Here is a 26,804-nt window from a genome sequence, read left to right as displayed (position 1 = left end):
GCGGGGCTCGCAAACCCGGCTCACTCCTCGCGCTCACTGAACAATCCTTGTTCGCGACTGCGGGGCTCGCAAACCCGGCTCACTCCTCGCGCTCACTGAACAATCCTTGTTCGCGACTGCGGGGCTCGCAAACCCGGCTCACTCCTCGCGCTCACTGCGCCGACTCGGCCTTGCCCGGCACATGGATGATCAGCGCGTCGCCCTGGCCACCGCCACCGCACAGCGCCGCCGCGCCGGTGCCGCCGCCACGCCGCTTCAACTCCAGGGCGAGGGTGAGCACCAGCCGGGCGCCGGACATGCCGATCGGGTGACCCAGCGCGATCGCGCCGCCGTTGACGTTGACCTTGTCCGCGCTGATCCCCAGGTCCCGGGTGGACTGGATGCCTACCTGCGCGAACGCCTCGTTGATCTCGATGAGGTCCAGGTCCTCCACGCTCAGGCCGCCCTTCTTCAGGGCGTGGTTGATCGCGTTGGACGGCTGCGAGTGCAGGGAGTTGTCCGGGCCCGCCACGTTTCCGTGCGCGCCGATCTCGGCGAGCCAGGTCAGCCCCAGCTCCTTGGCCTTGGCCTTGCTCATGACGACCACTGCGGCAGCGCCGTCGGAGATCGGCGAGGAGCTGCCTGCGGTGATCGTGCCGTCCTTGGCGAAGGCGGGACGCAGCTTGGCAAGCGACTCGACTGTGGTGTCCGGGCGGATGCCCTCGTCGTCACTGATCACCAGCGGGTCGCCCTTGCGCTGCGGGATCAGCACCGGGGTGATCTCCTCGGCGAAGTGGCCGTTCTTCTGCGCGGCGGCGGCCCGCTGGTGGCTGGCGGCCGCGAAGGCGTCCTGCTCCTCGCGGGAGATGCCGTGCTTCGTGCCGATCCGCTCGGTCGACTCGCCCATCGAGCAGCAGTCCCAAGCGTCGCTGAGCCCGTCGTGGGCCATGTGGTCCTTGACCACCACGTCGCCGTACTTGTAGCCGGAGCGCTGGCCCATCAGCAGGTGCGGGGCGTTGGTCATCGACTCCATGCCACCGGCCACCACGATGTCGAACTCGCCGGCCCGGATCAGCTGGTCGGCCAGGGCGATGGCGTCCAGGCCGGAGAGGCAGACCTTGTTGATGGTCAGCGCGGGCACCGACATCGGTACGCCGGCCTCGACCGCCGCCTGCCGAGCCGGGATCTGGCCCGCGCCGGCCTGGAGCACCTGCCCCATGATCACGTACTGGACCTGGTCCGGGCTCACGCCGGCCCGCTCCAGGGCCGCCTTGATGGCGATGCCGCCGAGCTTCGTGGCGGGAAGGTCCTTGAGGTTGCCCAGCAGCCGCCCCATGGGGGTGCGCGCGCCGCTGACGATCACCGAAGCCATGCCTGCCTCCGAGGGGGGTGCCGAGCTGTACGCCTTAACGATTGTTCGGCCAGACTAGCGCCATGACTGAGAACTCCCCCGTCGAGCCCGGTGCGGACTACGTCACAGACATCGGGCTTCGCAAGATCGACCACGTCGGGATCGCCGTGGCCGACCTGGACGCCGCGATCGACTTCTACCAGCGGACGTTCGGGATGCGCTGCGTGCACGTCGAGACCAACGCCGAGCAGGGCGTACGGGAAGCGATGCTTGCCGTCGGCCCGGGCACCGAGGGTGGCTGCGTGCAGTTGCTCGCCCCGCTCACGCCCGAGTCGACGATCGCGAAGTTCCTGGACCGCAACGGGCCGGGCGTGCAACAGGTCGCGTACACGGTGGCGGACATCGACGTGGCGTGCGCGGCGCTGCGCGAGCGGGGCGTACGACTGCTCTACGACGAGCCGCGGCGCGGCACCGCGGACAGCCGGATCAACTTCGTGCACCCCAAGGACGCGGGCGGTGTCCTGGTCGAGCTGGTCCAACCCGCCCCCACCCCCCACTGACCCCCGGACCCACCCCCCTGTTGATCAAGAGGTTTGCGTCATCCCGCGCGTCGCAGGTGACCGAAAGCTCTTGATCAACGAGGGGTGGCGCCCCCCGGAGGACGGGGTGCGCGCACGTCAGTGCGCGGTTGGCGGGTTGGTTGGACACCTTCACGCATCGGCGGATGCAGTTTTTCACAGAGGACTTCCGGCTTTAGCTACCGTTCAGTAACGTCCCGGCCCACAGGAGCGCGACCGGTGCCGGATGTGTCGAATGCCGACATGGCGGTCGTGCCCACCGGCGCCGACGATGGCAGCACCCGGGCCCGTGCGGGTGCGGACGAACCGGAGGTCACCGTGCAGGACATCCTCGAAGCGATCATGGCGGCGGAGGAATCGAATGATCCGGACCGCGAGCTGGCCGGCCTCGCCGGGCTGCCCGTACCGGAGAGCTACCGGGGTGTGGTCGTCCGTGCCGAGGAGTCGCGGATGTTCGACGGCATGGCCACCCGGGACAAGGACCCCCGTAAGGCGCTGCACGTGCAGGAGGTGCCGACGCCGGAACTGGCGCCGGGCGAGGCGCTGATCGCGGTCATGGCGAGCGCGATCAACTACAACACGGTGTGGACGAGCATCTTCGAGCCGCTGTCCACGTTCAAGTTCCTCAAGCGCTACGGCCGGATTTCCGAGCTGACCCGCCGGCACGACCTGCCGTACCACGTGGTCGGCTCGGACGCCGCGGGCGTGGTGCTGCGCACCGGCCCCGGGGTCACCCGGTGGGCGGCCGGCGACGAGGTGGTCGCGCACTGCCTCTCGGTCGAGTTGGAGGACGCGGCCGGGCACGACGACACGATGCTCGACCCGCAGCAGCGGATCTGGGGCTTCGAGACCAACTTCGGTGGGCTGGCCGAGCTGGCCGTGGTCAAGGCCAACCAGCTGATGCCCAAGCCGCGCCACCTGAGCTGGGAGGAGGCGGCGAGCCCGGGGCTTGTCAACTCGACCGCGTACCGGCAGCTCGTCTCGCACCACGGCGCCAACATGAAGCAGGGCGACGTCGTGCTGATCTGGGGCGCGTCCGGCGGCCTCGGCGGGTACGCCACCCAGATGGCGCTCAACGGCGGCGCGATCCCGGTCTGCGTCGTCTCCTCGCCCGAGAAGGCCGAGCTGTGCCGCAGCATGGGCGCGGAGCTGGTCATCGACCGGGCCGCGGAGGGCTTCCGCTTCTGGAAGGACGAGGAGACCCAGGACCCGGACGAGTGGCGGCGGTTCGGCGAGCGGATCCGTGAGCTGACCGGCGGCGAGGACCCGGACATCGTGTTCGAGCACCCGGGTCGGGAGACGTTCGGCGCGAGCGTCTACGTGGCCCGGCGCGGCGGGACGATCGTGACCTGCGCGTCCACGAGCGGTTTCCAGCACCAGTACGACAACCGCTACCTGTGGATGCACCTCAAGCGGATCGTCGGCAGCCACTTCGCCAACTACCACGAGGCGTGGCAGGCCAACCGTCTGGTGGCGCTCGGCAAGGTGCACCCGACGGTGTCGCGTACCTACCCGCTGGAGCAGACCGGCCAGGCGGCGTACGAGGTCCACCGCAACGCGCACCAGGGCAAGGTCGGGGTGCGCTGCCTCGCCCCCACCGACGGCCTCGGTGTCCGGGACGGGGAGATGCGGGCCCGGTACGAGGACGCGATCAACCGGTTCCGGGGGCACTGACGGGCCACCGTCCGGACGGATGAGCAGCGGATGGCCAATGCGGTGATCCGGCCATTGTTCTTCCGCCCCCAATAGCGCGACATCGCTTCGGATCGAACAAAGGGCCACGGGTCGTACCCGTGGCCCTTTTCCATGTCACGCTGCGTGGCGTCCGTCCCGCCCGGGACCTGCCAAGATCGGCGATTGGTCCCGGCATCGCCGAACGCGGGAGTTGACCATGTAAAGAGGACACGAAAGCTGCGCACCGCTCTTGCGAAGCACCCTGGGGCGTCTGCCAGTATGTCCCAATGCCCCAGCAGCAGTCCTCCCCTCTCGCGTTCTTCGATAACGCGAACTCGCAGCCAGATTTCACCGTTGGCCTGCGCGGATACAACACTCACCAGGTCGATGACTTCCTCGGCCGGATGACCGCCGCGCTGACCCAGTCCGAGCAGGCCCGTGCCGAGGCCGAGCAGCGGATGAACGACGCCCAGCGTCGCCTCCGCCAGGCCGAGCAGCGCATGAGCGCGCTGGAGCAGAAGCTCGCCGACACGAACAAGCAGCTCGAAGAGAACAGCCGGCCCACCCTCTCCGGGCTCGGCACCCGCGTCGAGCAGATCCTCCGGCTCGCCGAGGAGCAGGCGAACGATCACCGCAACGAGGCCAAGCGCGAGTCGGAGGGCATCCTCTCCGCCGCCCGCCTCGAGGCGCGCGAGATCACGGACAAGGCCCGCGCCGAGGCCGCCGCGATGAAGGCGAGCGCCGAGCGCGAGGCCGGTAACCTGCGCACCGCCGCCGAGCGCGAGGCCGCCGAGGTCCGGGTGCAGGCCCGCCGCGAGGCCGACACCCTGCGCGCGGACGCCGACCGCGAGACCAAGCAGCTGCGTACGGTCACCGCGCACGAGGTGGCCGAGCTGAAGTCGACCGTGGAGCGGGAGGTCGCCACCCTGCGCGCCACCGCCGAGCGGGAGATCACCCAGCAGCGGGCCAAGGCCGCCCGCGAGGCGGAGGAGAAGCGGGCCGAGGCGACCAAGCTGCTCACCGACGCGCGCGACAAGCGCGACAAGGATCTGCAGGCCCTGGAGCTTCAGCTGGCCGAGCGTCGGGAGAAGGCGGAGCGCGAGGAGTCCGAGCGGCACGCCGCCCAGGTCGCGCAGACCCAGAAGCTGGTGAGCGAGGCCGAGCAGCGGGCGCGGGCAGCGCAGGAGCGGGCCAAGGAGATCGAGCAGCGCGCCGAGGCCCGTCGGGTCGAGTCGGAGCGCAACGCCGCCGAGACTGTCGACAAGGCCAAGGCCCTGTCGGAGAAGACGCTCAACGAGGCCAAGGCCGAGTCGCAGCGCCTGCTCACCGAGGCCCGCACCGAGGCGGAGCTGACCACGCAGGCCGCCCGCCGCGAGGTCGAGGACCTCACCCGGCAGAAGGACGCGGTCACCTCGCAGCTCGGCCAGATGCTCTCCGGGCTCGCCGGCATCGTGCCCGGCGTGCCGGCGGCGGCCGCTCCGGCCGCCAAGCCGGCGGAGGCCAAGAAGACCGAGGCCGGTCAGGACCGGGTCACCGCGGAGACCGCCGGCTGACGCCAGGCGTCAGGTTGGGGCATCGGCGGCGCGAGGTGACACCGGGTAACCGGTGTGACCTCGCGCCGTATGCGTTTCCCAGCCCTTGGCATTCGGTACCGGCAACGGAGTGAACTAGCTCCCACAAGGGGCGTCCGTATCGCCCCAGCCGGGGGCGATGCGTGTGAGGATGGGGGCATGTCGCACGGCGAGGAACTGTTCGCTCTCGGCGGGGACGTGACGACGGAGCCCAGCTTCGAGTCCGCTCTGCGGGGGTACGAGAAGAAACAGGTCGACAGGTACGTCGCGCGTGCCGAGCACGAGATCGCGACCCTCGCCGCCGAACGGGAACAGGCCTACACACAGATCCACAAGCTCGCCGGCCAGGTCGAGGTGCTGCAACGCGACCTCACCCAGGTCCGCAAGCAGATGAACGTGGTGGACCGGGCGTCGTTCCGACACCTGGGCCCCCGGGTCGAGTCGATCCTCACTCTCGCCGAGGAGCAGGCCGAGCAGATCCTGTCGGCGGCCAACGAGGAGATCGAGGCCCGTCGTGCCGCCGCCGAGCACATCGTCGAGGAGGCCCGCGAGCAGGCAGCGCGGGCGCTGAAGGACTTCGAGATCGCCCTCGCCGCGCGGCGCGCCGAGGAGGATCGGCACAGCAACGCCCGGCGCGCGGAGGCGGAGGCGACGCTCCAGGCGGCGAAGGACGAGTCGGCGAAGCTGCGTAAGGCCGCCCAGGACGCGTTGGCGAAGGCCCAGCAGGAGGCCACCCAGCTGCGGGACACCGCCAAGGAGATCCACACCCGGGCCCAGCAGGAGGCCACCAAGCTGCGCGAGGCCGCCCGCGAGGCGCTGACCACCGCGCGGCAGGAGGCCGGCGAGCTGCGCGAGGCCGCCAAGGAGGTGCACGCCAAGGCGCAGCAGGAGGCCAAGCGGCTCACCGACACCGCCACCGAGGCTGGTCGGGCCACCCACGCCAAGGCGCAGCAGGAGGCCAAGCAGATCATCGACGACGCGTCGATGGCCGGCCGCTCGACTCGCGCGAAGGCGCAGCAGGAGGCGGAGCGGCTGACCACGCAGGCCACCGAGTCGGCCAAGCGCAGCCGGGCCGAGACCGAGGCGTACGTGCAGCGGATGCGCACCGAGACCGAGGCGTACGTCAAGCACGCCCGCGCGCAGACCCAGCAGGAGCTGGGCGCGTGGCGGGCCGGGGTGGAGCAGGAGGTCAATGCCCGGCGGGAGGCGGCCGACCGGGAGCTGGCCCAGCGGCGCGCGACGGCCGAGCAGGAGTACGCGAAGCGCCGCGACGAGCTGGACAAGCAGCACAAGGCCCGCCAGCAGGAGTTGGAGGCCGGGTTCGCCAGCCGCCAGCAGGAGCTGGAGTCGGGTCTCACGGCTCGCCGCGACGAGCTGGAGAGCGAGTACTCCACGCGTAAGGACGCCCTGGAGACCGAGTACACCGCCCGCAAGAACGAGATCGAGCAGGGCGCCGAGGCGATCCGCCAGGCGGCCGAGCGGGACGCGGCGGCGATGCGCCAGCGCGCCGAGTCGGAAGCCGCCGAGCTGCTGAGCCGCGCCGAGACCGAGGCGGGCGACAAGCGCCGCAAGGCCGACGAGCACGTGGCGGCCTCACGTCGCCAGTTCGAGGAGTACGCGGCCACCACCCAGCAGCACCTCGCCACCACCCAGCAGCACCTGGCCGCCACCCAGCAGGAGGCGGCGGCCGGCCGGCAGCAGCTCGCCCAGGTGATGTTGGAGATCGCGCAGGCCCAGCAGCAGCTCGCCGACCTGCGGCAGGAGACCTGGAAGTCGCGGCAGGAGTCCGACGAGCTCCAGCGGCAGATGGCCGACCTGCGGTTGCAGAGCACCGCCGGCCCGCTGGACGGCCCGACCGCGCCGGACACCGGCGACGATGCGAGCACGAGCGCGGCCGACGACGGCGCGGCCGTCTCCGACGCGGCGACCGTCGGCGCGGGCACGTCGCCCGGGTCGGGTGCGGCCACCGGCCTCAAGACCGAGCCCGCCGACGGCCGGCAGCCGGTGAACGCCGGTGCCGAGGACGCCGGGCAGTCCACCACCCGGCCGGTGGCCGAGCCGGTGACCACAGTCGACGGAGGCGCGGCCAGCGCCGGGGTGGACGGGGAGCCGACAGTGGCCGCCGTTCCGGGCGTGGGTGGTCGGGACGCCAAGCCGACCAAGATCACCAGCACCGGTGAGAACGGCAAGCGGCCCAGCAAGCCGACCACCGACGAGCGCAGCGCCAAGCCCAGCAAGGTCACCATCGAGAAGGATTGACCGGTACGCCGCCAGCGCCGACCCGCGCGAGCATCGAGATCTTGGACAGTTGCCGTTACTCGTTGACGGAAGCTGTCCAAGACTTATTTGTGTGTCGGATGGCGCTGGTTGGGGAGCCAGCCGGCGGCGACGAGGGCCCGCCGGACGGTGTCGGCGACCTCATCGGGGCGGGCGCGGACCACCCACGCCGGAAAGCGCAGGATCCGGTCGCCGCTGGTCCAGACGTCGTTCTGCCGACGCATGTCGTCCGCCCACTGCCGGGCGTCCATGTGGTGCGCGCCGTCGATCTCGACGTGCACCCGCCACTGTCGCCAGTACGCGTCCAGCCAACGCTTGCGGCCTGCCGCGTCGACCCGATGTTCCTGAAGATCAGGCACGGGCAGCCGATGCCGGCGGCAGAGGCGCAGGAAATCAATCTCGGAAAGCGCCTGCGCGCCGCCGGCGATGTCACAGACGGTCTGCTGGATCAACCGCCGGCGGGGCGCTCGGGGGAGAACGTCGAGCACCATCTGCAACTCCTCGGGCAGCACCCGCCGCTGCTGACAACCGGCCGCCAGCACCCCCTGCGCCTCGTCCACACCCACCGCCCATCCCGCCGCGTCGACGAGGGCTCTGGCCGTCGTGGTGCGCGGTGGACGGGCGAGTTGCCGGTGCGAGTCCGGCAGCACCGACGTGCGATGCACAAGCACCGCGGGCATGTTGATCGGGAGGCGACGCAGAGAGGTACGTGCGGCGCGGCGGGCGGCCGGCACCAGCACGTGCAGTGGCTCGCGGCGCAGCCCTCGTACCCCGGCTTCGGTGGCGGCGGTTACCCCGGCCAGCATCGCACCTGGCCCGGCTGTCAGCACCGCGACCCAGAGCTGTTGGTCGCGGCTCAGGCGACCGTTACTTGTCAGCAGGACGCCGCGGCAGATCGACCGCCACCGGCCGGGGCGGATTCGCCCCCGCACCGTCCCCTCGGTGAGCAGACTGGAGACCTGCGCGGTTGTCAGCACGCCCGCCTGCTCGAAGGCGAGCCAGTCGAGTGCGGCGGCGTCGTCGGCGGGCAGCATCCGAACAGCTTTCACCGCCGGGAAGCCACCACACCACCAGATCTTGGACAGTTTCCGTTACACACCAACGGAAACTGTCCAAGATCTACGGTTTCGCTGACACAGGTCGTGCGCCGCCTCGTGGTACAGCCCGGCGAGACAGATGGTCACCGCCGTCGATCTCCGGGAACGCGAAACCGGCTTGCCGAAGTCGTGGTTGACGACGATGGTGACGTGGCTACGCTGCTTTCACGACGGGGACGCTTCGAAACGAAGACTTCCCAAGCCGGCACCCGATCGACCCTGAAGGAAGCAGTGGACTCATGCACCTGAGTGGCGCAGTCTGGCGCACCTCCACTCGCAGCGGCGACAGCGGGTGCGTCGGCGTGGCGTCCGTCGGTCGTCCGGTCGCCTGAGTCGGGAGGTTCTGGTGCCGCAGCACGACCCGTCGGCCGACGACCCGGACGTGACCCCCGGTCCCCCGCCCGCCGACCAGCCACCGATCGACCCGACGCCTGCCGAGACACCGGCGCCGGTGCCGGTTCCCGCGCCGGGCATCGACCCGGACGAGCCGCCCGCTGTCCCGTCCGGCAGGTTCGGCACTCCGGGGCGTCCGCTGCGGCGCAGCAGCTTCCTGATCGGCTTCACCGGCGCGTTGGGTGTGCTGCTGGCGTACACCCTCTATCTGGGGATTCGCAACGCCGGCGGCATCCTGGTGCTGGTGGTGATCGCGCTCTTCCTGGCGGTGGGCCTCAACCCGGCGGTGGTGCGGCTACGCCGCTGGGGCGTGCCGCACGGCCTGGCGGTCGCGGTGGTCGCGTTGACAGTGGTGCTGCTGCTCTGCGGCGGCGTGGTGGCGCTGGTCCCGCCGATCGTGACGCAGTCCGGGCAATTCATCGACCAGATCCCGAGCCTGCTCGACGAGTTGCGCCGCAACCCGACTGTCAACGACCTGGTGGAGCGGTACGACGTGGTCGAGCGGGTGCAGGGCGCCGCCAACGCGCAGACCATCGGTAGGGCGCTCGGCGGGGTGCTCGGCGGCGCTCAACTGATCTTCGGCACGGTGTTCCGGACGCTCACCGTGCTGGTGCTGACGATCTACTTCCTGGCGTACTTCAACCGGCTGCGGTCTCTGGGCTACGCGCTGGTCCCCCGGTCCCGGCGGGAGCGGGTGCAGCTGATCGGCGACGAGATCCTGACCAAGGTCGGCGCGTACATGGTCGGGGCGTTGAGCATCGCGGTGCTGGCCGGCGCGACCACATTCGTCTTCGCGTTGATCGTCGGGTTGCCGTACCCGTTCGCGCTTGCCGTGGTGGTAGCGGTGACCGACCTGATCCCGCAGATCGGCGCCACCCTGGGCGCGGTGATCGTGAGTCTTGTCGGTTTCGCCGCCGACCTGCCCACAGGCATCGCGTGCGTGGTGTTCTTCCTCATCTACCAGCAGGTGGAGAACTACCTGATCTACCCGAAGGTGATGCGGCGCTCGGTGGAGGTCAACGAGGTGGCCGCCCTGCTGGCCGCGCTGCTCGGGGTGGCCCTGCTGGGCGTGGTGGGCGCGTTGATCGCCATCCCCACGGTGGCGGCGCTGCAACTGATCCTGCGCGAGGTGGTGCTCCCCCGCCAGGAGCGGCGCTGAGCCGTCAGTCGCCCGGCTGCGGGACGGGCGTGTCGGCGAAGGCGGCCACCGTGCGGTCGGCGTACGCGCTGACGTCGCCGGACTCCATCGGGCCGTCCCAGCTGGTCGGCAGCGGCACCTCGACGGCCGGGTTGACCCGGCGGACGATCTCGTCGAGCACGGTCTCCGCGTCGCCCACCCAGAGGTGCTTGGCGCCCGGCACCCCGACGACCTCGGCCTGCGGCACTGCGGCGAACCGCTCCCGGGCCTCCGCCGGGCGCAGGTAGTCGTCGAACTCCGGCACCAGAGCCGTCAGGGGTCGACCCGAGGCGGCCCAGGTGGCCAGGTCCTCCGGGGCCGAGAAGCGCAGCGGCGGGGAGAGCAGGATCGCCCCGGCGACGGCCGGATCGCACCCGTGCATGAGGGCCAGGTCGGTGCCGAACGACCAGCCGACCAGCCAGATGTTCGGCAGTTCGGCGAACTCCGCGTACTCGATGGCGGCGGCCACGTCGTACCGCTCGCCCACCGCGCCGTCGAAGGCCCCCTCGCTGGTGCCGCGCACGCTGCTGGTGCCCCGGGTGTTGAACCGCAGCACGGCCAGGTCGGCGAGCGCCGGCAGCCGCCAGGCCGCCTTGCGGAACACGTGGCTGTCCATCATTCCGCCGTGGGTGGGCAGCGGGTGCAGGCAGACCAGTGTGGCGACCGGCGGCCGCTCCGCCGGCACTGCCAACTCGCCGACCAGCCGCAGACCATCGGCGGTGTGCAGCTCGATGTCCTCCCGGCGACCGGGCAGGATCGACGACGCGCGGATCGGTGTGCTCACCACCCAAGTCTGTCGCGAAGTCGCCGCCACCGCCCGCCCAGGCGGTAACAGGGTGATCCAGGTCGCTCAGGCGAGGCGCCCAGCCGGGTCGCTCAGTAGCGCGGGCTGCTCCGGCCGCGCTGCACCGCCGGGCCGCGCCGCTCCCGGGCCCGCCAGCAGCCGCTGTGCCAGTGCCGCCTGTCGGTCAGGTCACCGAGGCCGTCGGCCGGCCAGGCCACCAGGTGCGCCACCCCGGGCCGGATCTCCTGGTCACAACCGGGGCAACGGTACGTCTTGACCGACGCGCCCGCCCCGATCCCGCGTACCTGCCAGGCGCCGTCGGTCCACTGCTGCACCGAGGCGACACCCTGCCGGACGCGATCGGCGTCCAGGTTGGCGTTCTCGTCCCGGCGAGGGCGATTGCGACGGGGGCTCACAGTCACCAAGCGTACGGTCCGGCCGGCGGGACGGCCTCGCGGCCGGCCCGCCCGGCGGTCGAGGTCACTTCCAGCTCTGCGGCCGGGTCGGGTCCTCGGACAGGTCCACGTCCGCCAGCAGGGCCGTCGCCTCGGCCTCGGTGAAGATGTTCGCGGGCCTTTCGCCGTCCCAGGGCCAGCCGAAGTCGGCGATCACCCTCGTTCGGGGGATGCCTACCAGTTCCAGCCTCGTCCCCTTCGCGGAGAGCAGCGCGGGTCGGCCCGCGATGGTCCGGTCCGCCTCGGTGTAGGTGCCCGCCCCGCTCACGTACCGGTACTCCACCGACATGTTCTCCATCGGGGATCGCTGAAGGGCGAACCGGGCAGTGACCAGCCTCGGGTACGAGGCGACGTCGACCGAGCAGACGGTGACCTTCGCGCCGGCGGGCAGAGCACCGAGCCGCAGCGGCGCGGCACACCGTCGGGGCTCCTTCCAGCGCAGGGCCCCGACCGCCTGATCCAGAACGGCCCGGTCGCCGTGCAGCATGACGGCACGGGCGTAGAGGCCCGGCACCGGCTGCCACAACCTGACCAGTCCGCGGTCCATGCCGCTGACCTGGCGGACCGCGCCGTCGAAGGTCGGACGTCCCACCTCCGTCACCTCGAACGAGGTGCCGTCGATGGTGACGCTGCTGGGCAACTCGATCGAGCGGCTCACGTCGATGCGCACCTCTTCGCTGCCCCCGACGCTGAGCCGTACCGTCTCGCCCTGACCCCGGATCACCTCCCAGCCCAGGTAGCGGGCCCGATCGGGGTCGACGCCGACGTGCAGCACCTGCGGATCGGCGCCCACCAGCGCCGGGTCGACGGCGGCCCCGGCCACCCCGTCGGCGCGCGGCGGGACCACGCTGGGCGTGGGCGTCGCCGTGGTCCAGGGCACGCGGCCGGCCAGGTCGTCGAGGCCCGACCCTCTCACCCCGACGAAGCCGAGCGTCCCGACGAGGCACAACGCGGTGCCCATGGCGGCGCGACGGTGCACCTGTCGGCGGCGGCCCCGGGCACGGGAGGCCCGCAGCAGCCGGTTGGTGTCCACGTCACCCTCGGCACGCTCCCGCAGGGTCTGGGCGATCTGGTCGTCGAGATCGATCACGGCCGGCTCCCGTTCTTGGCCGGGACGCCACAGCGCTCCCGGAGGTTCGCGAACGCCCGCATCGCATGGGTACGGACGGTGACCGGCGAGCAGTCCAGGACCTGGGCGATCGTCGCGTCGTCGAGGTCCTCGTAGTAGCGCAGCACCAGCACGGCCCGCTGACGGTCGGGCAGGGCGAGGATCAACCGCCACATCTCGTCCCGGTCGGCCACCTCGCCATCGAGGTCGCCGCGCTGCGGCCGGTCGACGAAGGTGTCGACGGCCAGCTCGCGGTTCGACCTGCGACGCCACCAGGAGTTGTTGGCGTTGACGAGCATCCGGCGCACGTACACGTCGGGTCGGTCGGCGCGGGAGATCCGGCGCCAGTGCACGTACGCCCGGGACAGCACCTCCTGGGTGAGGTCCTCGGCCCGGTGCTCGTCACCGGTCAGCAGCCGCGCCAGCCGGACCAGGGCCGGGCCGCGACTGGAGACGTACTCCTCGAAGGTCACATCCCTCAGACGCGGCCGGGCCCCTGCCGCGTTGACCCGGTCAGCGGTGCGAGTGGTCGCGGAAGCCGCGGCGGGTCTTGCGACCCAGGTAGCCGGCGGTGACCAGGTGCTCCAGCAGCGGCGCGGGTGCGAAGCCCGGCTCGCGCAACTCCAGGTACAGCTCCCGCTGGATGGCCAGCGAGACGTCCAGCCCCACCACGTCGAGCAGCTCGAACGGGCCCATCGGGTAGCCGCAGCCCAGCTTCATCGCGTGGTCGATGTCGTCGGCGGTGGAATAGCTGGCCTCCAGCATCCTCACCGCGTCGTTCAGGTACGGGAAGAGCAGCGCGTTGACGATGAACCCGGACCGGTCGCCGCAGACCACGCCGGTCTTGCCAAGCGTGGCGCAGACCGCCCGCGCGGTGGCGGTGGCCTCCGGGGAGGTGCGGATGGTGCGGACGACCTCGACAAGCGGCATGACCGGCGCCGGGTTGAAGAAGTGCAGCCCCACCACGTCGGCCGGCCGCTGGGTCGCCATCGCCACGTCGATCACCGGCAGGGACGAGGTGGTGGTGGCCAGCACGACGCCCGGCTTGCAGATCTCGTCGAGGCTGGCGAAGAGCGCCTTCTTCACGCTCAGCTCCTCCACCACCGCCTCGACCACCAGGTCGACGTCGGCGAGGTGGTCGAGCGTGGCGGACCAGCTGATCCGGCCGAGCGCGGCGTCCCGGTCGGCCTCGGAGAGCTTGCCGCGCACCACGCCCTTGTTCAGCGAGGTCTTCACCGCCTCGCAGACCTTCGCGGACTTCTCCGCGCCGCGGGTCACCGAGACGACCTCGTAGCCGGCCTTCGCGAACACCTCGATGATCCCGGTGGCCATCGTCCCGGAACCCACAACGCCCACCTTGGCGATGGCGCGCGCGCCGTCGGCGAGCGCGGCCTCCGTGGCCGGCGGCGTCGCCTCATCGGGTACGACCACCGGGGAGCCGGGCCGTTCGTAGGTGTAGAAGCCCCGGCCGGACTTCCGGCCGAGCAGTCCCGCTGTCACCATCTGCTTGAGCAGCGGCACCGGGGCGTGCCGGCGGTCCCGCCCGCCGCGCCGGTACATGGTGTCCAGGATCTCGTACGCGGTGTCCAGACCGATGAGGTCCATCAGCGCCAGCGGGCCCATCGGCAGGCCGCAGCCCAGCTTCATGGCGGCGTCGATGTCCTCCCGGGTCGCGTAGTGCGACTCGAACATCCCGACGGCGTGGTTGAGGTAGCCGAAGAGCAGCGCGTTGGCGATGAAGCCGGCCCGGTCGTTGATGGTGACGTCGACCTTGCCCAGCCGGGCGCAGAGCGCCTCCACGTCGGCGACCACCTCGGGCGAGGTGACGACCGTGCGGACCACCTCGACCAGCTTCATCACCGGAGCCGGGTTGAAGAAGTGGATGCCGATCACCTGGTTGGGCCTGGTGGTGGCCACCGAGATCTCGGTGACGCTCAACGACGAGGTGTTGGTGGCGAGGATGGCCTCCGGCCGGCAGACCCGGTCCAGCTCCGCGAAGATCCGCTGCTTCAGGTCCAGGTGCTCGGGCACCGCCTCGATGACCAGGTCGACTGAGTGCAGCGCGTCCAGGCCCACCGCGAAGTGCACCCGCTCGTGCAGGGCGTCCCGGTCCGCCGCGGCCAGCTTGCCCTTGGCGACCGCCCGGTCGGTCGAGCCGGTGAGGGTGGCCCGGCCGCGTTCCAGCGCGGGCTCGGAGATCTCGACCGCGACCACGTCGATGCCGTTGCGGGCGAAGACCTCGACGATGCCGGCACCCATGGTGCCCAGCCCCACCACACCCACGGTGCTGAACTCGCGCGCCACGACCCGCCTCCCCAGACACTCCGTACGGCCACTGAACGGCCGCTAAGGTTATGCGCGCGAGTCTGCCACGTGACGCACGGTTGTCGAGACGCCGTGGCATATTTCACCCACCGCGCCCAGCTCCGCTACACGGCGGGCACGTCGGTCAGGGCCAGCAGCTCCGCGACGAACTCCGCCGGCCGTTCCAGGTGCGGACTGTGCCCGCAGCCGGGCAACACGACCTCGTGGTACGCGGCGCCGGCCGCCGCGTACCGCTCCAGCACCGCCCGGGTCTGGCCGACCATCGGCTGCGGCGGGCAGTCCTGCTCACCGGGCCAGCCGGGCACCACGCCCAGCGAGCCCAGGTACGCCAGGTCGAACAGCGAGGTGTCCGACACGATCACGTCGGCGTCACCGCGTACCCAGGTGACAGGCGGCTTGTCGGCCACGGCGACCAGCTCGTCGGCGAGCCGGAACCAGGTGGGCGCGAGCGCGTTGAGCACGCCCCGCTCCCCCGGTGCGACGCCCGGCCAGTTCTCCGACGGCACCGACGTGCCCGGGTAGTTGTCGTCGCCGGTCGCGGTGGAGAGCAGGCTGTCCAGCAGCAACTCCTCGTCCGCGCCGAGCGCCCCCGGGTCCGCCACGTAGGTGGCCCGCAGCACGGCACGGGGGCTGGCCTGCGCCTCGGCGCTCCGGTCGCCGGCGGCGAGCCGGGCGACGAAGTCCCGGTTCGCCGTGCCGGCGCCCGTCCCGGCGAAGTCGGGGGTGGTAGGCGTGCCGGTCAGGTCCCGGGTGCCGCCGAAGCCGTACGGGGAGACCGGCGCGGCGAGCAGCAGCGCGCGTACCCGCTGCGGGTGGTCGACGAGCAGCCGCATCGCCACGCCACCGCCGAGGGAGTGCCCGACCACCACCGGACGCGCGGCGCTGGCGCCGAAGAGCGCGGGGTCGTCCAGCAGGGCGGCCACGTCGTCGGCGAAGTCCCGCAGGCCACGGGTGGCGTTCACCGGTGCGGTCCCGGTGTCGCCGTAGCCGCGCAGGTCCGGTGCGACGATCCGCAGCGTCGGCGGCAGCCGCCGGATCAGTGGCTCCCAGAACAGCGAGGACGAGCAGTTGCCGTGGATCAGCAGCACCGGCGTGCCGTCCGGTGGGCCGGCGACGCGTACCGCCTGGGTGATGCCGTTGGCCGTGACGGTCCGCTGCTCGGTTTCCATCCGCGGCATGCTGCCACGGCGGTACGCGCCGGTCCAGGTGCGTCGGCCCCACTCGGTACCTCCGGCCGGTGTGGCCGTCAGCCAGGTGCGGCGCCCGCTCGTCGCGGTGTGCGACCGCCTAGCGCCGGGCGGTGGGCGGCGCGGCCAGCGGCAACGGCAACGTAGGCCGGACGTCGCGCCGGGGCGGACCGAACCGGAGCCCCACCGGGTCGGTGTGCGCGACCCCCGGGTCGAACAGGCGCAGCTCGGTGCGGCCGATCCGGATCACGTCGCCGTCGGAGAGCAGCTCGGTCCCGGTGATCCGGCGGTCGTTGAGCCAGGTGCCGTTCGTCGAGCCGAGGTCGCGCAGCGACGGCCCCTCCGGGGCCAGCCACACCTCCGCGTGCCGGCGGCTCAGGTGCGGATCGTTGATGACCACGTGACCGGTCGGCGCCCGCCCGATCACCTGAGGTTCGGCCCGCAGCCGAAAGCTCGCCCCGCGCATCGGCCCACCGGCGACCGTCAACAGCGGCATCAGTTCCGGATGTTCCTCCATGGACAGTCAGCCCTCCACCCCACACCGTCACTCCGCGCGTCAGCCTGCCATCAGACGGTAATCGTCAATACCGACCGGCCGGTCAGCTCCTCGTCACCTCCCGGCTACCCACCGTTCGACGATTCGGGCGGCCGAGTTTCGATACCCGGGCCTGGCCTGCACTGATCAACGAGCGGGCGGGTAGGTGGGACTCCCGTCCCGTCGACCCGAATCGCGGCCTACCAGTGAGTAGTATTCGGGTCTAAGCTTCCGCCATGACGGCAGTGCATGTCCCCGGCGCCCCCCTCGTCGAGGCGGGCCAGCTGATCTCGACCAGTCCCGCCACCGGCGCCGAGGCCGGTCGCTTCCCGGTCGCCACCGACGCCGACGTACGACAGGCCGTCGAGCGTGCCCGCGCCGCCGGCGAGTGGTGGGCGGGGCTCGGCTTCGCCGGCCGTCGCGCGCGGCTGCTGCGCTGGCGGGCACTGCTCGCCAAGCGGATCGAGCAGCTCGCCGAACTGGTACACGTCGAGGGCGGCAAGCCGGTCGCCGACGCCATCGTCGAGATCGTCACCGCGATCGAGCACATCGACTGGGCCGCCCGCAACGCCGGCCGGGTGCTCGGCTCGCGTCGGGCGCGGTCGCGGCTCATCCTCGCCGAGTTCTCCGGCATGCTCGAATACCAGCCGTACGGGGTGGTCGGCGTGATCGGGCCGTGGAACTATCCGGTCTTCACCCCCATCGGCTCGGCCGCGTACGCCCTGGCCGCCGGCAACGCCGTCGTACTCAAGCCGAGCGAGTACACGCCCGCAAGCGGTCAGTGGCTGGTGGACAGCTTCGCCGAGGTGGTGCCCGAGCAGCCGGTGTTCACGGCGGTGCACGGGCTGGGCGACGTGGGTGCCGCGCTCTGCCGCTCCGGGGTCGCCAAGGTGGCCTTCACCGGCTCCACGGCGACGGCCCGCAAGGTGATGGCCGCCTGCGCCGAGACGCTGACCCCGGTGCTGATCGAGGGCGGCGGCAAGGACGCCATGATCGTCGACAGCGACGCGAATCTGGACGCCGCCGCCGAGGCGTGCGTGTGGGGCGGCATGACCAACGCCGGCCAGACCTGCATCGGCATCGAGCGCGTGTACGTCGTCGATCCCGTCTTCGACGCCTTCGTCGACAAGGTGGTGACCCGCGCCGGCCGGCTGACGGTCGGGCCGGAGGGCACCGACATCGGCCCGATCACGATGCCCACCCAGCTCGACGTGATCCGCCGCCACATCGACGCCGCCATCGCCTCCGGCGGACGCGCCGTGCTGGGCGGCCCGGACGCGGTGCAGCCGCCGTACGTCCACCCGACCGTTCTCGTCGACGTCCCGGAGGACTCGGCCGCCGTCCGGGAGGAGACCTTCGGCCCGACGCTGACCATCAGCCGGGTCCGCGACGCCGACGAGGCCGTCGCCCGCGCCAACGCCCTGCCGTACGGCCTCGGGGGTTCGGTCTTCGGCAGGCGCCGCGCGGTCGACGTCGCCCGGCGGCTGCGCTCCGGGATGGCCTCGATCAACTCCAGCCTGACCTTCGCGGGGATGTCCACGCTGCCGTTCGGCGGGGTCGGCGACTCGGGCTTCGGGCGCATCCACGGAGAGGACGGGCTACGCGAGTTCGGCCGGGCCAAGGCGGTCACCCGGCGGCGCGCCCGGTCGCTGCTGCCGTCGATGACCTTCGACCGCACCCCGACCGACGTGGCACGACTCGTCCGGGTCATCAAGACGATGTACGGCAGGTGAGTGTCGGATAACCGATCTCCAATGGGATCGGCGTATCCACATGTTTGTACCCGGTAGGCGCGGCGGTACATTGCGTTAAATGGGCCCTAATCGATTGCGCTACCGCCTTGTCGACAGTGACCAGTCGTGGAGCGCTCGGCGGCGGCGGCACCGCGCGGACTGGCTGGCGCGCACGTTCCCCGACCTCGGGGACATGCACGTCGTCGACCTCGGTGGCCGGCTCGGCACCTGGCACCGCGCCACCGTACGACCGGCCCGCGTGACAGTCGTCAACCTGGAACAACCGCCTGTCGCCGTGCCGGAGTGGGCCCACGTCGAGCAGGCCGACGCCTGCGAGCTGCCGGCACGCCTCGCCAAGGCCGACTACGACCTGGTCTTCTCCAACTCGGTAATGGAGCACGTGGGCGGGCACGAGCGCCGCCTGCGGTTCGCCGCCACCGCCCGTGCGCTGGCCGACCGGCACTGGGTGCAGACGCCCTACCGCTACTTCCCCATCGAGCCACACTGGATCGCGCCCGGAATGCAGTTCCTTCCGGTACGACTGCGCACCGCGCTCGCCCGCCGCTGGCCACTGGGCCACAAACCCACACGCAGCCACGAGGCCGCGATCCACCAGGTGCTGTGGACCGAATTGCTGGACCGCTCGCAGATGCGGCACTACTTCCCCGACTCGCGGATGCTCGTCGAGCGCGTGGTCGGCCTGCCGAAGTCGCTCATCGCGGTACGGACCGGCGCGTGAGCGGTCAGAAGAGGGTCAGCTCGTCCTTCTCGATACCGCGCAGCTTGTCGTAGTCCACGACCACGCACCGGATGCCCCGGTCGGTGGCGAGCACCCGCGCCTGCGGCTTGATCTCCTGCGCGGCGAAGACCCCGCTGACCGGGCTGAGCAGCGGATCACGGTTCATCAGTTCGAGGTAGCGGGTGAGCTGCTCCACCCCGTCGATCTCACCGCGCCGCTTGACCTCGACGGCAACCGCGCCGGAGTTGGCGTCCCGGCAGAGCAGGTCGACCGGGCCGATCGCCGTCATGTACTCGCGGCGGACCAGCGTGTACCCCTCACCCAGCACACCCGGGTTGGCTGCCAGCAACTCCTGGAGATGCGCCTCCACCCCGTCCTTGCGTAGGCCCGGATCCACACCCAGCTCGTACGAGGTGTCCTGGAAGATCTCCTCCAGGGTGATCCGCAGTTCCTCGCCGGCCTTGTTGACGACCCGCCACACCCCTGGCGCCTCCTCCAGCCGACAGGGCGGGCTCATCCAGTTCAGCGGCTTGTACGCCCGGTCGTCGGCGTGGATCGACACCGACCCGTCCGCCTTCACCATCAACAGCCGGGTGGCCGGCGGCAGGTGAGCCGAGAGCCGTCCGACGTAGTCCACCGAGCACTTCGCAATGACCAACCGCACCCGACGAGGGTAGCCGAGCACCCGCCGGTCGCCACCGAGCGGCACTGGCGCGTCGATGCGATGCTGAGACCGTGCTCGAAGTTCTCACCGGTACCGGCCTCGCCGCCTCGGCGGGGTTGAACGCCTACATACCCCTGCTCACCCTCGGCCTGCTGGCCCGCTACAGCGACCTCATCGACCTGCCCAGCGGCTGGACGTGGCTCGGCAACGGCTGGGTCATCGTCATCCTCGCCGTCCTGCTCGCCGTGGAGATGGTGGCCGACAAGGTGCCTGTCGTCGACCACATCAACGACGTCGTGCAGACCGTCGTCCGCCCCACCGCAGGCGGTCTGGCCTTCGGGGCGGGCTCGTCGTCGGAGACGGTCACGGTCAGCGACCCGGGAAGCTTCTTCTCCAGTCACCAGTGGGTGCCGGTGGCCACCGGCGTCGCGCTCGCGTTCGGCGTCCACCTGCTCAAGTCCGCCGCACGTCCGGTCGTCAACGCGACCACCGCCGGGTTCGGCGCCCCGGTGGCCAGTACCGCCGAGGATGCCACGAGCGTGGTCGTCTCACTGGTGGCGATCATCCTGCCGGTGCTGGTCCTGGCGTTCCTGCTCGGCCTGGTGTTCTTCGTCTTCTGGTTCGTACGCCGCCGCTCCGAACGTCGCCGCGAACGGGAGGCGGCCCGCGCCGCGGGCTTCCGCGTCTGACGTCGAACATGCCGATGGCCGGCACCCCGGGGTTCGGGGTGCCGGCCATCGGTCGGGTCGTGCGGTGGGTCAGCTGTTCCAGTGCTGGGCCACGAGGTCGGTGGCCTGCTGCTCCCACTGGGCGTAGGCGTCCGGGTAGGCCGAGACCTGCACGGTCTGCGCGGCGTCGGTCAGGGCCATGTCCTGCCAGCCGTCGACCTGCTTCAAACCCTTGAGGAACGCGGTGGTGGAGTACTCGGGGTCGGTGATCTGCTCCGGCGTACCCCAACCACTGGACGGGCGCTGCTGGAACAGGCCCAGCGAGTCGTGGTCGTTGGCATCGCCGAGGTGGCCCAGGTTCTCCAGCTTCGACTCCTGCAGGCTCGTCGCGATCGAGATGACCGCGGCCCGCTCGGGCAGGCCCGCCTTCTTCGTCGCGGCGATGATCGCCTTGACGTTCGCGCTCTGCTCGTCGTTCAGGGTGATGTGCGACTGGTCGCCCTGCGGCTTCGGCGCAACCGTCTGCACCGCGGCGGCGGCGGGCTTGGTGTCCACGACCGGAGTCGCGGCGTGCGCGGCGACCGGGCCGGCGAAGACGCCACCGGCGAAGGCCAGACCAGCAACGGACAGCACACTCTTACGCATGATCGTGTTCATGGGGGTAGCTCCTTCGGGGGTAGGAAACACCCGCGTGACAAGCCGGGTGTGAGCACCTCGTCCGGCGCCGCACAAAGACTGGGGGTCGGCGGCCTGCGAGCCGGGGGGCTCACGGCGCCGGGGTCTGGGTGTAACGACCCGGGGGCCGGGGTCATTCCGGGGGCGGCCCATCCAGCGGCACCCACATCTTGGCGGTGCCCGGGGGGTCTGTGTAACGGCCGGCGGACCGGGGTCATTCCGGGGGCGGCGGCACCCGCATCGAGGCGGCGCCTGGGGGTCTGCAACGACCGGGCCCGGCCGGGCATTCCAACCCCGTGAGGCCGGGGCCGAGTGGCCGTGGTCCTGCGATCGTCAGGGTATGTAACGACCCCCGGCCGGCCACGATTCCGCCGCACCGGTGCGGCCGGTCACAACCCACACTGCCCCAGACCCGGACAAACAGCCCAGCCGGACACACCGGGCGGGGGCACCCTCGGCGCTCCGGGCGATGATCCACTCCATATCGCCGAGACGGCGCTATTCGGGACGCCGAGACACCGCCACATCGGCGACATGGCGTCGATCATGATCGTGCGATCGCGCCCGGCGAGCGAGAAATGCCCCCAGAGGGTGGGCGAGGGCATCGGGTCGCCCCGAGAGCACGAGCACCGGGCCGGCCTCCGGTGCCGCCAATTGGCGGGGCGGACATATCGCGGTACGCAAGGCCGACAAATGCCTAGGATCAGACAAGAGCCTAGAGGAGGTTGGCATGACCACAGCGATGGAGATGCCCCGGGTCCAGGAGTGCGTGGTCGCGGCGTGCGCGTACAACCAGTCGGGTGACTGCCACGCCTTCGCGATCACGATCGGCAGCATGGATCACGCGCACTGCCACACCTTCGTCGAGTCACCGGTGCGGGGTGGCGTGGACAGCCTGATCGCCCAGGTCGGCGCCTGCCAGCGCTCCGACTGCCGGCACAACGAGCAGTTGGAGTGCCACGCGTCGTCCATCAAGGTCGGGCCGGACAACGACATGGCCGACTGCATGACGTACGCCGGTCGCTGACCCACCTCAGGGCAGGTCGTTGGCCCGCCGGATGACCGTCACCAGGTCGTCGATGATGCCGGTGAGCGCGAAGTCCTTAGGCGTGAAGACGCGGGCCACTCCGGCGGCCCGCAGCGTGTCGGCGTCGCCGGCGGGGATGATGCCGCCGACCACCACCGGAAGGTCGCCCCGGCCGGCGGCGCGCAGACCGTCGAGCACCGCGGGTACGGCCGCGAGGTGCGAGCCGGACAGCACGGAGAGCCCGACCAGGTCGACGTCCTCCTCGACGGCGGCGGCCACGATCTGCCCTGCGGTCAGCCGGATGCCCTGGTAGACGACCTCGAAGCCGGCGTCGCGGGCGCGTACCGCGATCTGCTCGGCGCCGTTCGAGTGCCCGTCCAGGCCGGGCTTGCCCACAAGCAGCCGCAGTCGTCCGCTGCCCAGTTCCCGGGCGGTGGCGGTGACCCGTTCACGGACCGCAGCGAGACCCGGGTCTCCGCCGGTCCCGGTGGCGCCGGCCAGGCCGGTGGGTGCCCGGTACTCGCCGAAGACCTGGCGCAGCGCGCCGGCCCACTCGCCGGTGGTCACGCCGGCCCGCACGCACTCCAGGGTGGCCGGCATCAGGTTGGTGGTGGTCGCGGCGTCCGCGCGGAGCCGGGTCAGGGCCGCTTCGACGGCTGCCGCGTCCCGTTCGGCACGCCACCGGTGTACGGCGTCCGTGGCGGAGGCCTCGACCGCCGGGTCGACCTGCTCGACCGCCTCCGCGCCGGCCGCGGTCAACGGGGACGGCTCGGTCTCGGCGAAGCGGTTGACCCCGACCACCACGTCGGCTCCCGACTCCATCCGGCGGCGGCGCTCGGCCAGCGAGGCGACGAGCGCGCTCTTGAGGTAGCCGGTCTCCACGGCGGCGACCACGCCGCCCAACTCCAGCACCTTGTCCAGTTCCACGCGGGCCCCGGTGACGATCTCGTCGACGAGAGCTGTCATCACGTGCGAGCCGGCGAAGATGTCGGGGTATTCGAGCAGGTCCGACTCGTACGCCAGGACCTGCTGCATCCGCAGCGACCACTGCTGGTCCCAGGGGCGGGGCAGACCGAGCGCCTCGTTCCAGGCGGGCAGTTGCACAGCGCGGGCGCGGGCGTCGCGGGACAGCGTGACGCCGAGCATCTCCAGCACGATGCGCTGGATGTTGTTCTCCGGCTGCGCCTCGGTCAGGCCGAGCGAGTTGACCTGCACGCCGTAGCGGAAGCGGCGCTGCCGGGCCTCGGTGACGCCGTACCGGTCCCGGGTGATCTCGTCCCAGAGCGCGCCGAACGCGCGCATCTTGGCGATCTCCTCGACGAAACGCACACCGGCGTTGACGAAGAACGAGATCCGCTGCACCACGTCACCCATCCGCTCGGCCGACACCTGGCCGGAGTCGCGGACCGCGTCGAGGACGGCGACGGCGGTGGCCAGCGCGAATCCGACCTCCTGCACGGGCGTCGCACCGGCCTCCTGGAGGTGGTACGAGCAGATGTTGACCGGGTTCCACCTGGGCATCTCGCGCAGCGTGTACGCGACCACGTCGGCGGTCAGTCGCAGGGACGCGGCCGGCGGGAAGATGTACGTCCCCCGGGACAGGTACTCCTTGATGATGTCGTTCTGCGTGGTGCCGGCGCAGCGGGCCAGGTCGGCGCCCTGCTCCGCCGCCACGGTGCCGTAGAGGGCGAGCAGCCACATCGCCGGGGCGTTGATGGTCATCGAGGTGTTCGTGTCGGCGAGCGGGAGGCCGTCGAAGAGCGCCCGCATGTCGCCGAGGTGCGCCACAGGCACGCCTACCCGGCCGACCTCGCCGGTGGCCAACTCGTGGTCCGGGTCGTACCCGGTCTGGGTGGGCAGGTCGAAGGCGACCGACAGGCCGGTCTGCCCCTTCGCCAGGTTGCGGCGGAAGAGGGCGTTGGTAGCGGTGGCCGACGAGTGACCGGCGTACGTGCGCATCACCCACGGGCGGTCCCGCTCGGGCAACCGGCTCGGCGTCTCATCCATGGCCGGAGTCTAAGTTACCGTTCAGTAAAAAGAGCTGTGGAAAACCACACAGGTCCATGTCGGGGACGTCCGGGTCCGAAGGGCTCGCGGTGGCGCTGACCGCCACACCCCGGGCAGCGGCCCCTTGCAGCAAGGACGCACACTGGACGTCATGGATGACGAGCTGGCCATCTCCGTCCGAGGGCTGCGCAAGGCGTACGGGGACAACGTGGCGGTGGCGGGCGTCGACCTCGACGTACGCCGGGGTGAGGTGTTCGCGTTGCTCGGGCCAAACGGGGCCGGCAAGACCACCACGGTGGAGATCCTGGAGGGCTACCGGCACCGCGACTCGGGCGAGGTGACGGTGCTCGGCACGGACCCGGCCCAGGCCGATCCGGACTGGCGGTCCCGGGTGGGCATCGTGCTGCAGGGCACCGGCGAGTTCGACGAGTTGAGCGTCGCCGAGGTGGTCCGGCACTTCTCCGGCTTCTATGCCGACGCCGACGACCCGGACAAGGTCATCGAGCGGGTCGGGCTCGGCGGCAAGGCGAAGGCCCGTACGCACACCCTCTCCGGCGGCCAGAAGCGCCGCCTGGACGTGGCGTTGGGCATCATCGGCCGCCCTGAGCTGCTCTTCCTCGACGAGCCGACCACGGGTTTCGACCCGGAGGCCCGCCGAGAGTTCTGGGAGCTGATCCGCGACCTCGCCGCGGCCGGCACCACTATCGTGCTGACCACGCACTACCTGGACGAGGCGGAGGCCCTCGCGGACCGGGTGGGCGTGATCGCCGGCGGGCGGCTGGTCGAGGTGGCCGCACCGAACCGGCTCGGCAACCGGCAGGAGGCCCTCGCGACGGTCTCCTGGCGTACCCCGGACGGGACGCTGGAGAGCGCGCAGAGCGCGACGCCGACGGCCCTCGTGGCCGACCTGGCCGCGCGCCACGGCGGCGAGGTCCCCGGCCTCACGGTGACCCGGCCGACCCTGGAGGACGTCTACCTCACGATGATCGGACACGCGCGATGACGACCACGACAAGGCCGGCGACGCCGGTCACCGCGAGCCGCGGCCGTCGGCCCGGCGCCGGCACGCTCGCCCTGCGCCAGGGCCGACTGGAGATCACCCAGTTCCTGCGCAGCCGGGAGTCCGTGGTCTTCACGATGGGCTTCCCCATCATCATGATCCTGATCTTCGCGTCGATCTTCAGCGGGGAGATCGGCGGCGGGGTCAAGTACACCCAGTACTTCATCACCGGCATGATCGCGACCGGCCTGATGACTGTGAGCTTCCAGAACCTGGGCATCTGGATCCCGGTCGAGCGGGACCGGGGGGTGCTCAAGCGCTACCGGGGCACGCCGATGCCGAAGTGGGTCTGGTTCGCCGGAAAGGTGATCATGGTGGTGGCGATCGGCATCGCCGAGACCGCGCTCCTGCTGGCCGTCGCGGTGGCGCTGTTCGACCTCGACCTGCCGGGCACCGCCGGGAAGTGGTTGACCTTCGGCTGGGTCGCCGGGCTCGGGGTGACCGCCTGCACCCTGTCCGGCATCGCGATCTCGTCGCTGGCCCGCAGCGCCCGCAGCGGCTCGGCGGTGGTCACCCCGGTCGCCCTGGTGCTCCAGTTCATCTCCGGGGTGTTCTTCATCTTCACCGACCTGCCCACCTGGATGCAGCAGGTGGCCGCGCTGTTCCCGCTCAAGTGGATGTGCCAGGGACTGCGCGCGGTCTTCCTGCCGGAGAGCTTCGGCGCCCAGGAGCCGGGCGGCTCGTTCGAGCTGGGCCGGACCGCGCTCGTGCTCGGCCTGTGGTGCGTGATCGGTCTGGTGCTCTGCCTGACCACGTTCCGCTGGACCACCAAGCGCGACGGCTGACCGGCCGGCCGGGGCGGGATACGCCCCGGCCGTCGTCGCTCAGTACGTGTAGAAGCCCTTGCCGGTCTTGCGGCCCAGGTCGCCGGCGGTGACCATGCGCTGGAGCAGCTCCGGCGGGAAGAACTTCTCGTCGGCCGTGTCGGTGTAGATGTTCTTCGAGGCGTGCAGCAGCACGTCCACACCGGTCAGGTCGGTGGTGGCCAGCGGCCCCATGGCGTGCCCGAAGCCCAGCCGGCAGGCGGTGTCCAGGTCCTCCGCCGACACCACGCCGGACTCGACGAGCTTGACCGCCTCCACCACCAGGGCGGAGATCAGCCGGGTGGTGACGAAACCGGCGATGTCCCGGTTGACCACCACGACCGTCTTGCCGATCTCCTCGGCGAAGGCCCGCACGGTGGCCAGCGTGGCGTCGCTGGTCTTGTAACCGCGCACCAGCTCGCAGAGCTGCATCATCGGCACCGGCGAGAAGAAGTGGGTGCCGACGACGGCCTCGGGCCGCTCGGTGACCGCCGCGATCTGGGTGACCGGGATGGCCGAGGTGTTGGTGGCGAGCACCGCGTCCGACTTGCAGATCTTGTCCAGCGCGCGGAACACCTCGTGCTTGATCTCCAGCCGCTCGAAGACCGCCTCGACCACGATGTCCGCGTCCGCCGCCGCCTCCAGGTCGGTGGTCGGGGTGATCCGGGCCAGCGTCGCCTCGACCTCGGACGCCTCGATCCTGCCCTTCTCGGCGAACTTCTCCAGGGACTTCCGGATGCCGCCGAGCCCTCGGGTGGTGGCCGCGTCGTCCAGGTCGCGCAGCGTCACCTGCCAGCCCGCCTGCGCCGCCACCTGGGCGATGCCGGAACCCATCAGCCCAGCCCCGACGACCGCGAGTCGACCCGCCATCTACTTCTCCCTCGCTGCGATTGAGTGCCTTCCTGCACCCTAGTCGGCGAGCCTGAACGACCGCTAA

The 26,804-nt window shown here is 71.2% G+C and carries 24 protein-coding genes; 11 read left to right on the top strand and 13 right to left on the bottom strand.

What is annotated here, in order from left to right; translation table 11 throughout:
* Positions 1-151 precede the first annotated feature (151 nt).
* Entirely contained in the window at positions 152-1,351 is a 1,200-nt protein-coding gene (locus tag ACZ6N8_RS21325; RefSeq protein ID WP_466012154.1) for an acetyl-CoA C-acetyltransferase, read from the bottom strand.
* 62 nt (positions 1,352-1,413) lie between these two features.
* Between ACZ6N8_RS21325 and mce the strand changes: the two genes are divergently transcribed.
* From mce to ACZ6N8_RS21305, 4 genes are all read left to right on the top strand, one after another.
* Positions 1,414-1,890: a methylmalonyl-CoA epimerase gene (mce, locus tag ACZ6N8_RS21320; protein ID WP_466012153.1), complete on the top strand. Its 477-nt coding sequence runs from the start codon at positions 1,414-1,416 to the stop codon at positions 1,888-1,890.
* 336 nt (positions 1,891-2,226) lie between these two features.
* Complete coding sequence (gene ccrA / locus ACZ6N8_RS21315) at positions 2,227-3,582, top strand: crotonyl-CoA carboxylase/reductase (RefSeq protein ID WP_466012188.1); 1,356 nt, start codon at positions 2,227-2,229, stop codon at positions 3,580-3,582.
* Between the two features lie 287 nt (positions 3,583-3,869).
* A complete protein-coding gene (locus tag ACZ6N8_RS21310) occupies positions 3,870-5,135 on the top strand; it encodes a DivIVA domain-containing protein (protein WP_387120713.1) in 1,266 nt (421 codons plus the stop codon).
* A gap of 177 nt (positions 5,136-5,312) precedes the next feature.
* On the top strand, positions 5,313-7,412 hold the full coding sequence (locus ACZ6N8_RS21305; protein ID WP_466012150.1) for a coiled-coil domain-containing protein: 2,100 nt from the start codon (positions 5,313-5,315) through the stop codon (positions 7,410-7,412).
* Between the two features lie 83 nt (positions 7,413-7,495).
* Here ACZ6N8_RS21305 and ACZ6N8_RS21300 read toward each other — a convergent pair whose 3' ends face one another.
* Positions 7,496-8,464, bottom strand: a complete 969-nt coding sequence (locus tag ACZ6N8_RS21300) for a DUF559 domain-containing protein (RefSeq protein WP_466012148.1) — start codon at positions 8,462-8,464, stop codon at positions 7,496-7,498.
* 535 nt (positions 8,465-8,999) lie between these two features.
* Between ACZ6N8_RS21300 and ACZ6N8_RS21295 the strand changes: the two genes are divergently transcribed.
* Complete coding sequence (locus ACZ6N8_RS21295; protein ID WP_466012186.1) at positions 9,000-10,079, top strand: AI-2E family transporter; 1,080 nt, start codon at positions 9,000-9,002, stop codon at positions 10,077-10,079.
* Between the two features lie 4 nt (positions 10,080-10,083).
* On the opposite strand, the gene ACZ6N8_RS21290 is transcribed toward ACZ6N8_RS21295, so the two are convergent.
* The 7 genes from ACZ6N8_RS21290 to ACZ6N8_RS21260 form a co-directional block, all read right to left on the bottom strand.
* The gene (locus ACZ6N8_RS21290) at positions 10,084-10,881 is read right to left on the bottom strand and encodes an alpha/beta hydrolase (protein ID WP_466012146.1); all 798 of its coding nucleotides are present in this window, start codon (positions 10,879-10,881) and stop codon (positions 10,084-10,086) included.
* Between the two features lie 92 nt (positions 10,882-10,973).
* Entirely contained in the window at positions 10,974-11,297 is a 324-nt protein-coding gene (locus ACZ6N8_RS21285) for a hypothetical protein (protein WP_364373825.1), read from the bottom strand.
* Positions 11,298-11,361: 64 nt separating this feature from the next.
* The gene (locus tag ACZ6N8_RS21280) at positions 11,362-12,426 is read right to left on the bottom strand and encodes a hypothetical protein (RefSeq protein ID WP_466012144.1); all 1,065 of its coding nucleotides are present in this window, start codon (positions 12,424-12,426) and stop codon (positions 11,362-11,364) included.
* Positions 12,423-12,917, bottom strand: coding sequence for a SigE family RNA polymerase sigma factor (locus ACZ6N8_RS21275; protein WP_466012142.1), 495 nt, complete (start codon positions 12,915-12,917; stop codon positions 12,423-12,425). Before ACZ6N8_RS21275 ends, ACZ6N8_RS21280 begins: the two co-directional genes overlap by 4 nt.
* 40 nt (positions 12,918-12,957) lie before the next feature.
* Positions 12,958-14,748 carry a 3-hydroxyacyl-CoA dehydrogenase family protein gene (locus tag ACZ6N8_RS21270; RefSeq protein ID WP_387120692.1) on the bottom strand — a complete coding sequence of 597 codons (1,791 nt, stop codon included), beginning with the start codon at positions 14,746-14,748 and terminating at the stop codon, positions 12,958-12,960.
* A gap of 125 nt (positions 14,749-14,873) precedes the next feature.
* Positions 14,874-15,947: an alpha/beta fold hydrolase gene (locus ACZ6N8_RS21265; RefSeq protein WP_466012140.1), complete on the bottom strand. Its 1,074-nt coding sequence runs from the start codon at positions 15,945-15,947 to the stop codon at positions 14,874-14,876.
* A 109-nt stretch (positions 15,948-16,056) separates the two neighbouring features.
* The gene (locus ACZ6N8_RS21260) at positions 16,057-16,473 is read right to left on the bottom strand and encodes an FHA domain-containing protein (protein WP_466012138.1); all 417 of its coding nucleotides are present in this window, start codon (positions 16,471-16,473) and stop codon (positions 16,057-16,059) included.
* Between the two features lie 254 nt (positions 16,474-16,727).
* On the opposite strand from ACZ6N8_RS21260, the gene ACZ6N8_RS21255 reads away from it, so the two are divergent.
* Together ACZ6N8_RS21255 and ACZ6N8_RS21250 are read left to right on the top strand one after the other, a co-directional pair.
* Positions 16,728-18,224 carry an aldehyde dehydrogenase family protein gene (locus ACZ6N8_RS21255; RefSeq protein WP_466012136.1) on the top strand — a complete coding sequence of 499 codons (1,497 nt, stop codon included), beginning with the start codon at positions 16,728-16,730 and terminating at the stop codon, positions 18,222-18,224.
* Positions 18,225-18,303: 79 nt separating this feature from the next.
* Positions 18,304-18,963, top strand: a complete 660-nt coding sequence (locus tag ACZ6N8_RS21250) for a class I SAM-dependent methyltransferase (RefSeq protein ID WP_377601840.1) — start codon at positions 18,304-18,306, stop codon at positions 18,961-18,963.
* A 4-nt stretch (positions 18,964-18,967) separates the two neighbouring features.
* On the opposite strand, the gene nucS is transcribed toward ACZ6N8_RS21250, so the two are convergent.
* The gene (gene nucS, locus ACZ6N8_RS21245) at positions 18,968-19,627 is read right to left on the bottom strand and encodes an endonuclease NucS (protein ID WP_139582662.1); all 660 of its coding nucleotides are present in this window, start codon (positions 19,625-19,627) and stop codon (positions 18,968-18,970) included.
* Between the two features lie 71 nt (positions 19,628-19,698).
* Between nucS and ACZ6N8_RS21240 the strand changes: the two genes are divergently transcribed.
* Complete coding sequence (locus tag ACZ6N8_RS21240; RefSeq protein ID WP_354822747.1) at positions 19,699-20,316, top strand: DUF4126 domain-containing protein; 618 nt, start codon at positions 19,699-19,701, stop codon at positions 20,314-20,316.
* A 69-nt stretch (positions 20,317-20,385) separates the two neighbouring features.
* Here ACZ6N8_RS21240 and ACZ6N8_RS21235 read toward each other — a convergent pair whose 3' ends face one another.
* Positions 20,386-20,952, bottom strand: a complete 567-nt coding sequence (locus ACZ6N8_RS21235) for a hypothetical protein (RefSeq protein WP_466012133.1) — start codon at positions 20,950-20,952, stop codon at positions 20,386-20,388.
* A gap of 748 nt (positions 20,953-21,700) precedes the next feature.
* On the opposite strand from ACZ6N8_RS21235, the gene ACZ6N8_RS21230 reads away from it, so the two are divergent.
* Positions 21,701-21,997 (top strand): DUF1540 domain-containing protein, encoded by a 297-nt coding sequence (locus ACZ6N8_RS21230; protein ID WP_139582667.1) that lies wholly within the window; start codon positions 21,701-21,703, stop codon positions 21,995-21,997.
* Between the two features lie 6 nt (positions 21,998-22,003).
* Here the strand turns inward: ACZ6N8_RS21230 and ACZ6N8_RS21225 are convergent, their stop codons facing one another.
* A complete protein-coding gene (locus ACZ6N8_RS21225; protein ID WP_466012131.1) occupies positions 22,004-24,004 on the bottom strand; it encodes a protein meaA in 2,001 nt (666 codons plus the stop codon).
* 151 nt (positions 24,005-24,155) lie between these two features.
* Between ACZ6N8_RS21225 and ACZ6N8_RS21220 the strand changes: the two genes are divergently transcribed.
* Both ACZ6N8_RS21220 and ACZ6N8_RS21215 read left to right on the top strand, forming a co-directional pair.
* Positions 24,156-25,007, top strand: coding sequence for an ABC transporter ATP-binding protein (locus ACZ6N8_RS21220; RefSeq protein ID WP_466012129.1), 852 nt, complete (start codon positions 24,156-24,158; stop codon positions 25,005-25,007).
* Entirely contained in the window at positions 25,004-25,849 is an 846-nt protein-coding gene (locus ACZ6N8_RS21215) for an ABC transporter permease (RefSeq protein WP_466012127.1), read from the top strand. Before ACZ6N8_RS21220 ends, ACZ6N8_RS21215 begins: the two co-directional genes overlap by 4 nt.
* 39 nt (positions 25,850-25,888) lie before the next feature.
* On the opposite strand, the gene ACZ6N8_RS21210 is transcribed toward ACZ6N8_RS21215, so the two are convergent.
* Positions 25,889-26,737: a 3-hydroxyacyl-CoA dehydrogenase family protein gene (locus ACZ6N8_RS21210; protein ID WP_364373865.1), complete on the bottom strand. Its 849-nt coding sequence runs from the start codon at positions 26,735-26,737 to the stop codon at positions 25,889-25,891.
* Positions 26,738-26,804 lie beyond the last annotated feature (67 nt).

Source organism: Micromonospora sp. NPDC047521, from assembly GCF_055587305.1.
This window is presented reverse-complemented; position numbering and strand designations above follow the sequence as displayed.

What these genes read in the sequence shown, in the direction of transcription:
- ACZ6N8_RS21325 (WP_466012154.1), bottom strand. Translation starts at nt 1,351, where the DNA reads ATGGCTTCGGTGATCGTCAGCGGCGCGCGCACCCCCATGGGGCGGCTG.
- mce (WP_466012153.1), top strand. Translation starts at nt 1,414, where the DNA reads ATGACTGAGAACTCCCCCGTCGAGCCCGGTGCGGACTACGTCACAGAC.
- ACZ6N8_RS21310 (WP_387120713.1), top strand. Translation starts at nt 3,870, where the DNA reads ATGCCCCAGCAGCAGTCCTCCCCTCTCGCGTTCTTCGATAACGCGAAC.
- ACZ6N8_RS21305 (WP_466012150.1), top strand. Translation starts at nt 5,313, where the DNA reads ATGTCGCACGGCGAGGAACTGTTCGCTCTCGGCGGGGACGTGACGACG.
- ACZ6N8_RS21300 (WP_466012148.1), bottom strand. Translation starts at nt 8,464, where the DNA reads ATGCTGCCCGCCGACGACGCCGCCGCACTCGACTGGCTCGCCTTCGAG.
- ACZ6N8_RS21265 (WP_466012140.1), bottom strand. Translation starts at nt 15,947, where the DNA reads ATGCCGCGGATGGAAACCGAGCAGCGGACCGTCACGGCCAACGGCATC.
- ACZ6N8_RS21260 (WP_466012138.1), bottom strand. Translation starts at nt 16,473, where the DNA reads ATGGAGGAACATCCGGAACTGATGCCGCTGTTGACGGTCGCCGGTGGG.
- ACZ6N8_RS21255 (WP_466012136.1), top strand. Translation starts at nt 16,728, where the DNA reads ATGACGGCAGTGCATGTCCCCGGCGCCCCCCTCGTCGAGGCGGGCCAG.
- ACZ6N8_RS21250 (WP_377601840.1), top strand. Translation starts at nt 18,304, where the DNA reads ATGGGCCCTAATCGATTGCGCTACCGCCTTGTCGACAGTGACCAGTCG.
- ACZ6N8_RS21235 (WP_466012133.1), bottom strand. Translation starts at nt 20,952, where the DNA reads ATGAACACGATCATGCGTAAGAGTGTGCTGTCCGTTGCTGGTCTGGCC.
- ACZ6N8_RS21230 (WP_139582667.1), top strand. Translation starts at nt 21,701, where the DNA reads ATGACCACAGCGATGGAGATGCCCCGGGTCCAGGAGTGCGTGGTCGCG.
- ACZ6N8_RS21225 (WP_466012131.1), bottom strand. Translation starts at nt 24,004, where the DNA reads ATGGATGAGACGCCGAGCCGGTTGCCCGAGCGGGACCGCCCGTGGGTG.
- ACZ6N8_RS21220 (WP_466012129.1), top strand. Translation starts at nt 24,156, where the DNA reads ATGGATGACGAGCTGGCCATCTCCGTCCGAGGGCTGCGCAAGGCGTAC.
- ACZ6N8_RS21215 (WP_466012127.1), top strand. Translation starts at nt 25,004, where the DNA reads ATGACGACCACGACAAGGCCGGCGACGCCGGTCACCGCGAGCCGCGGC.
- ACZ6N8_RS21210 (WP_364373865.1), bottom strand. Translation starts at nt 26,737, where the DNA reads ATGGCGGGTCGACTCGCGGTCGTCGGGGCTGGGCTGATGGGTTCCGGC.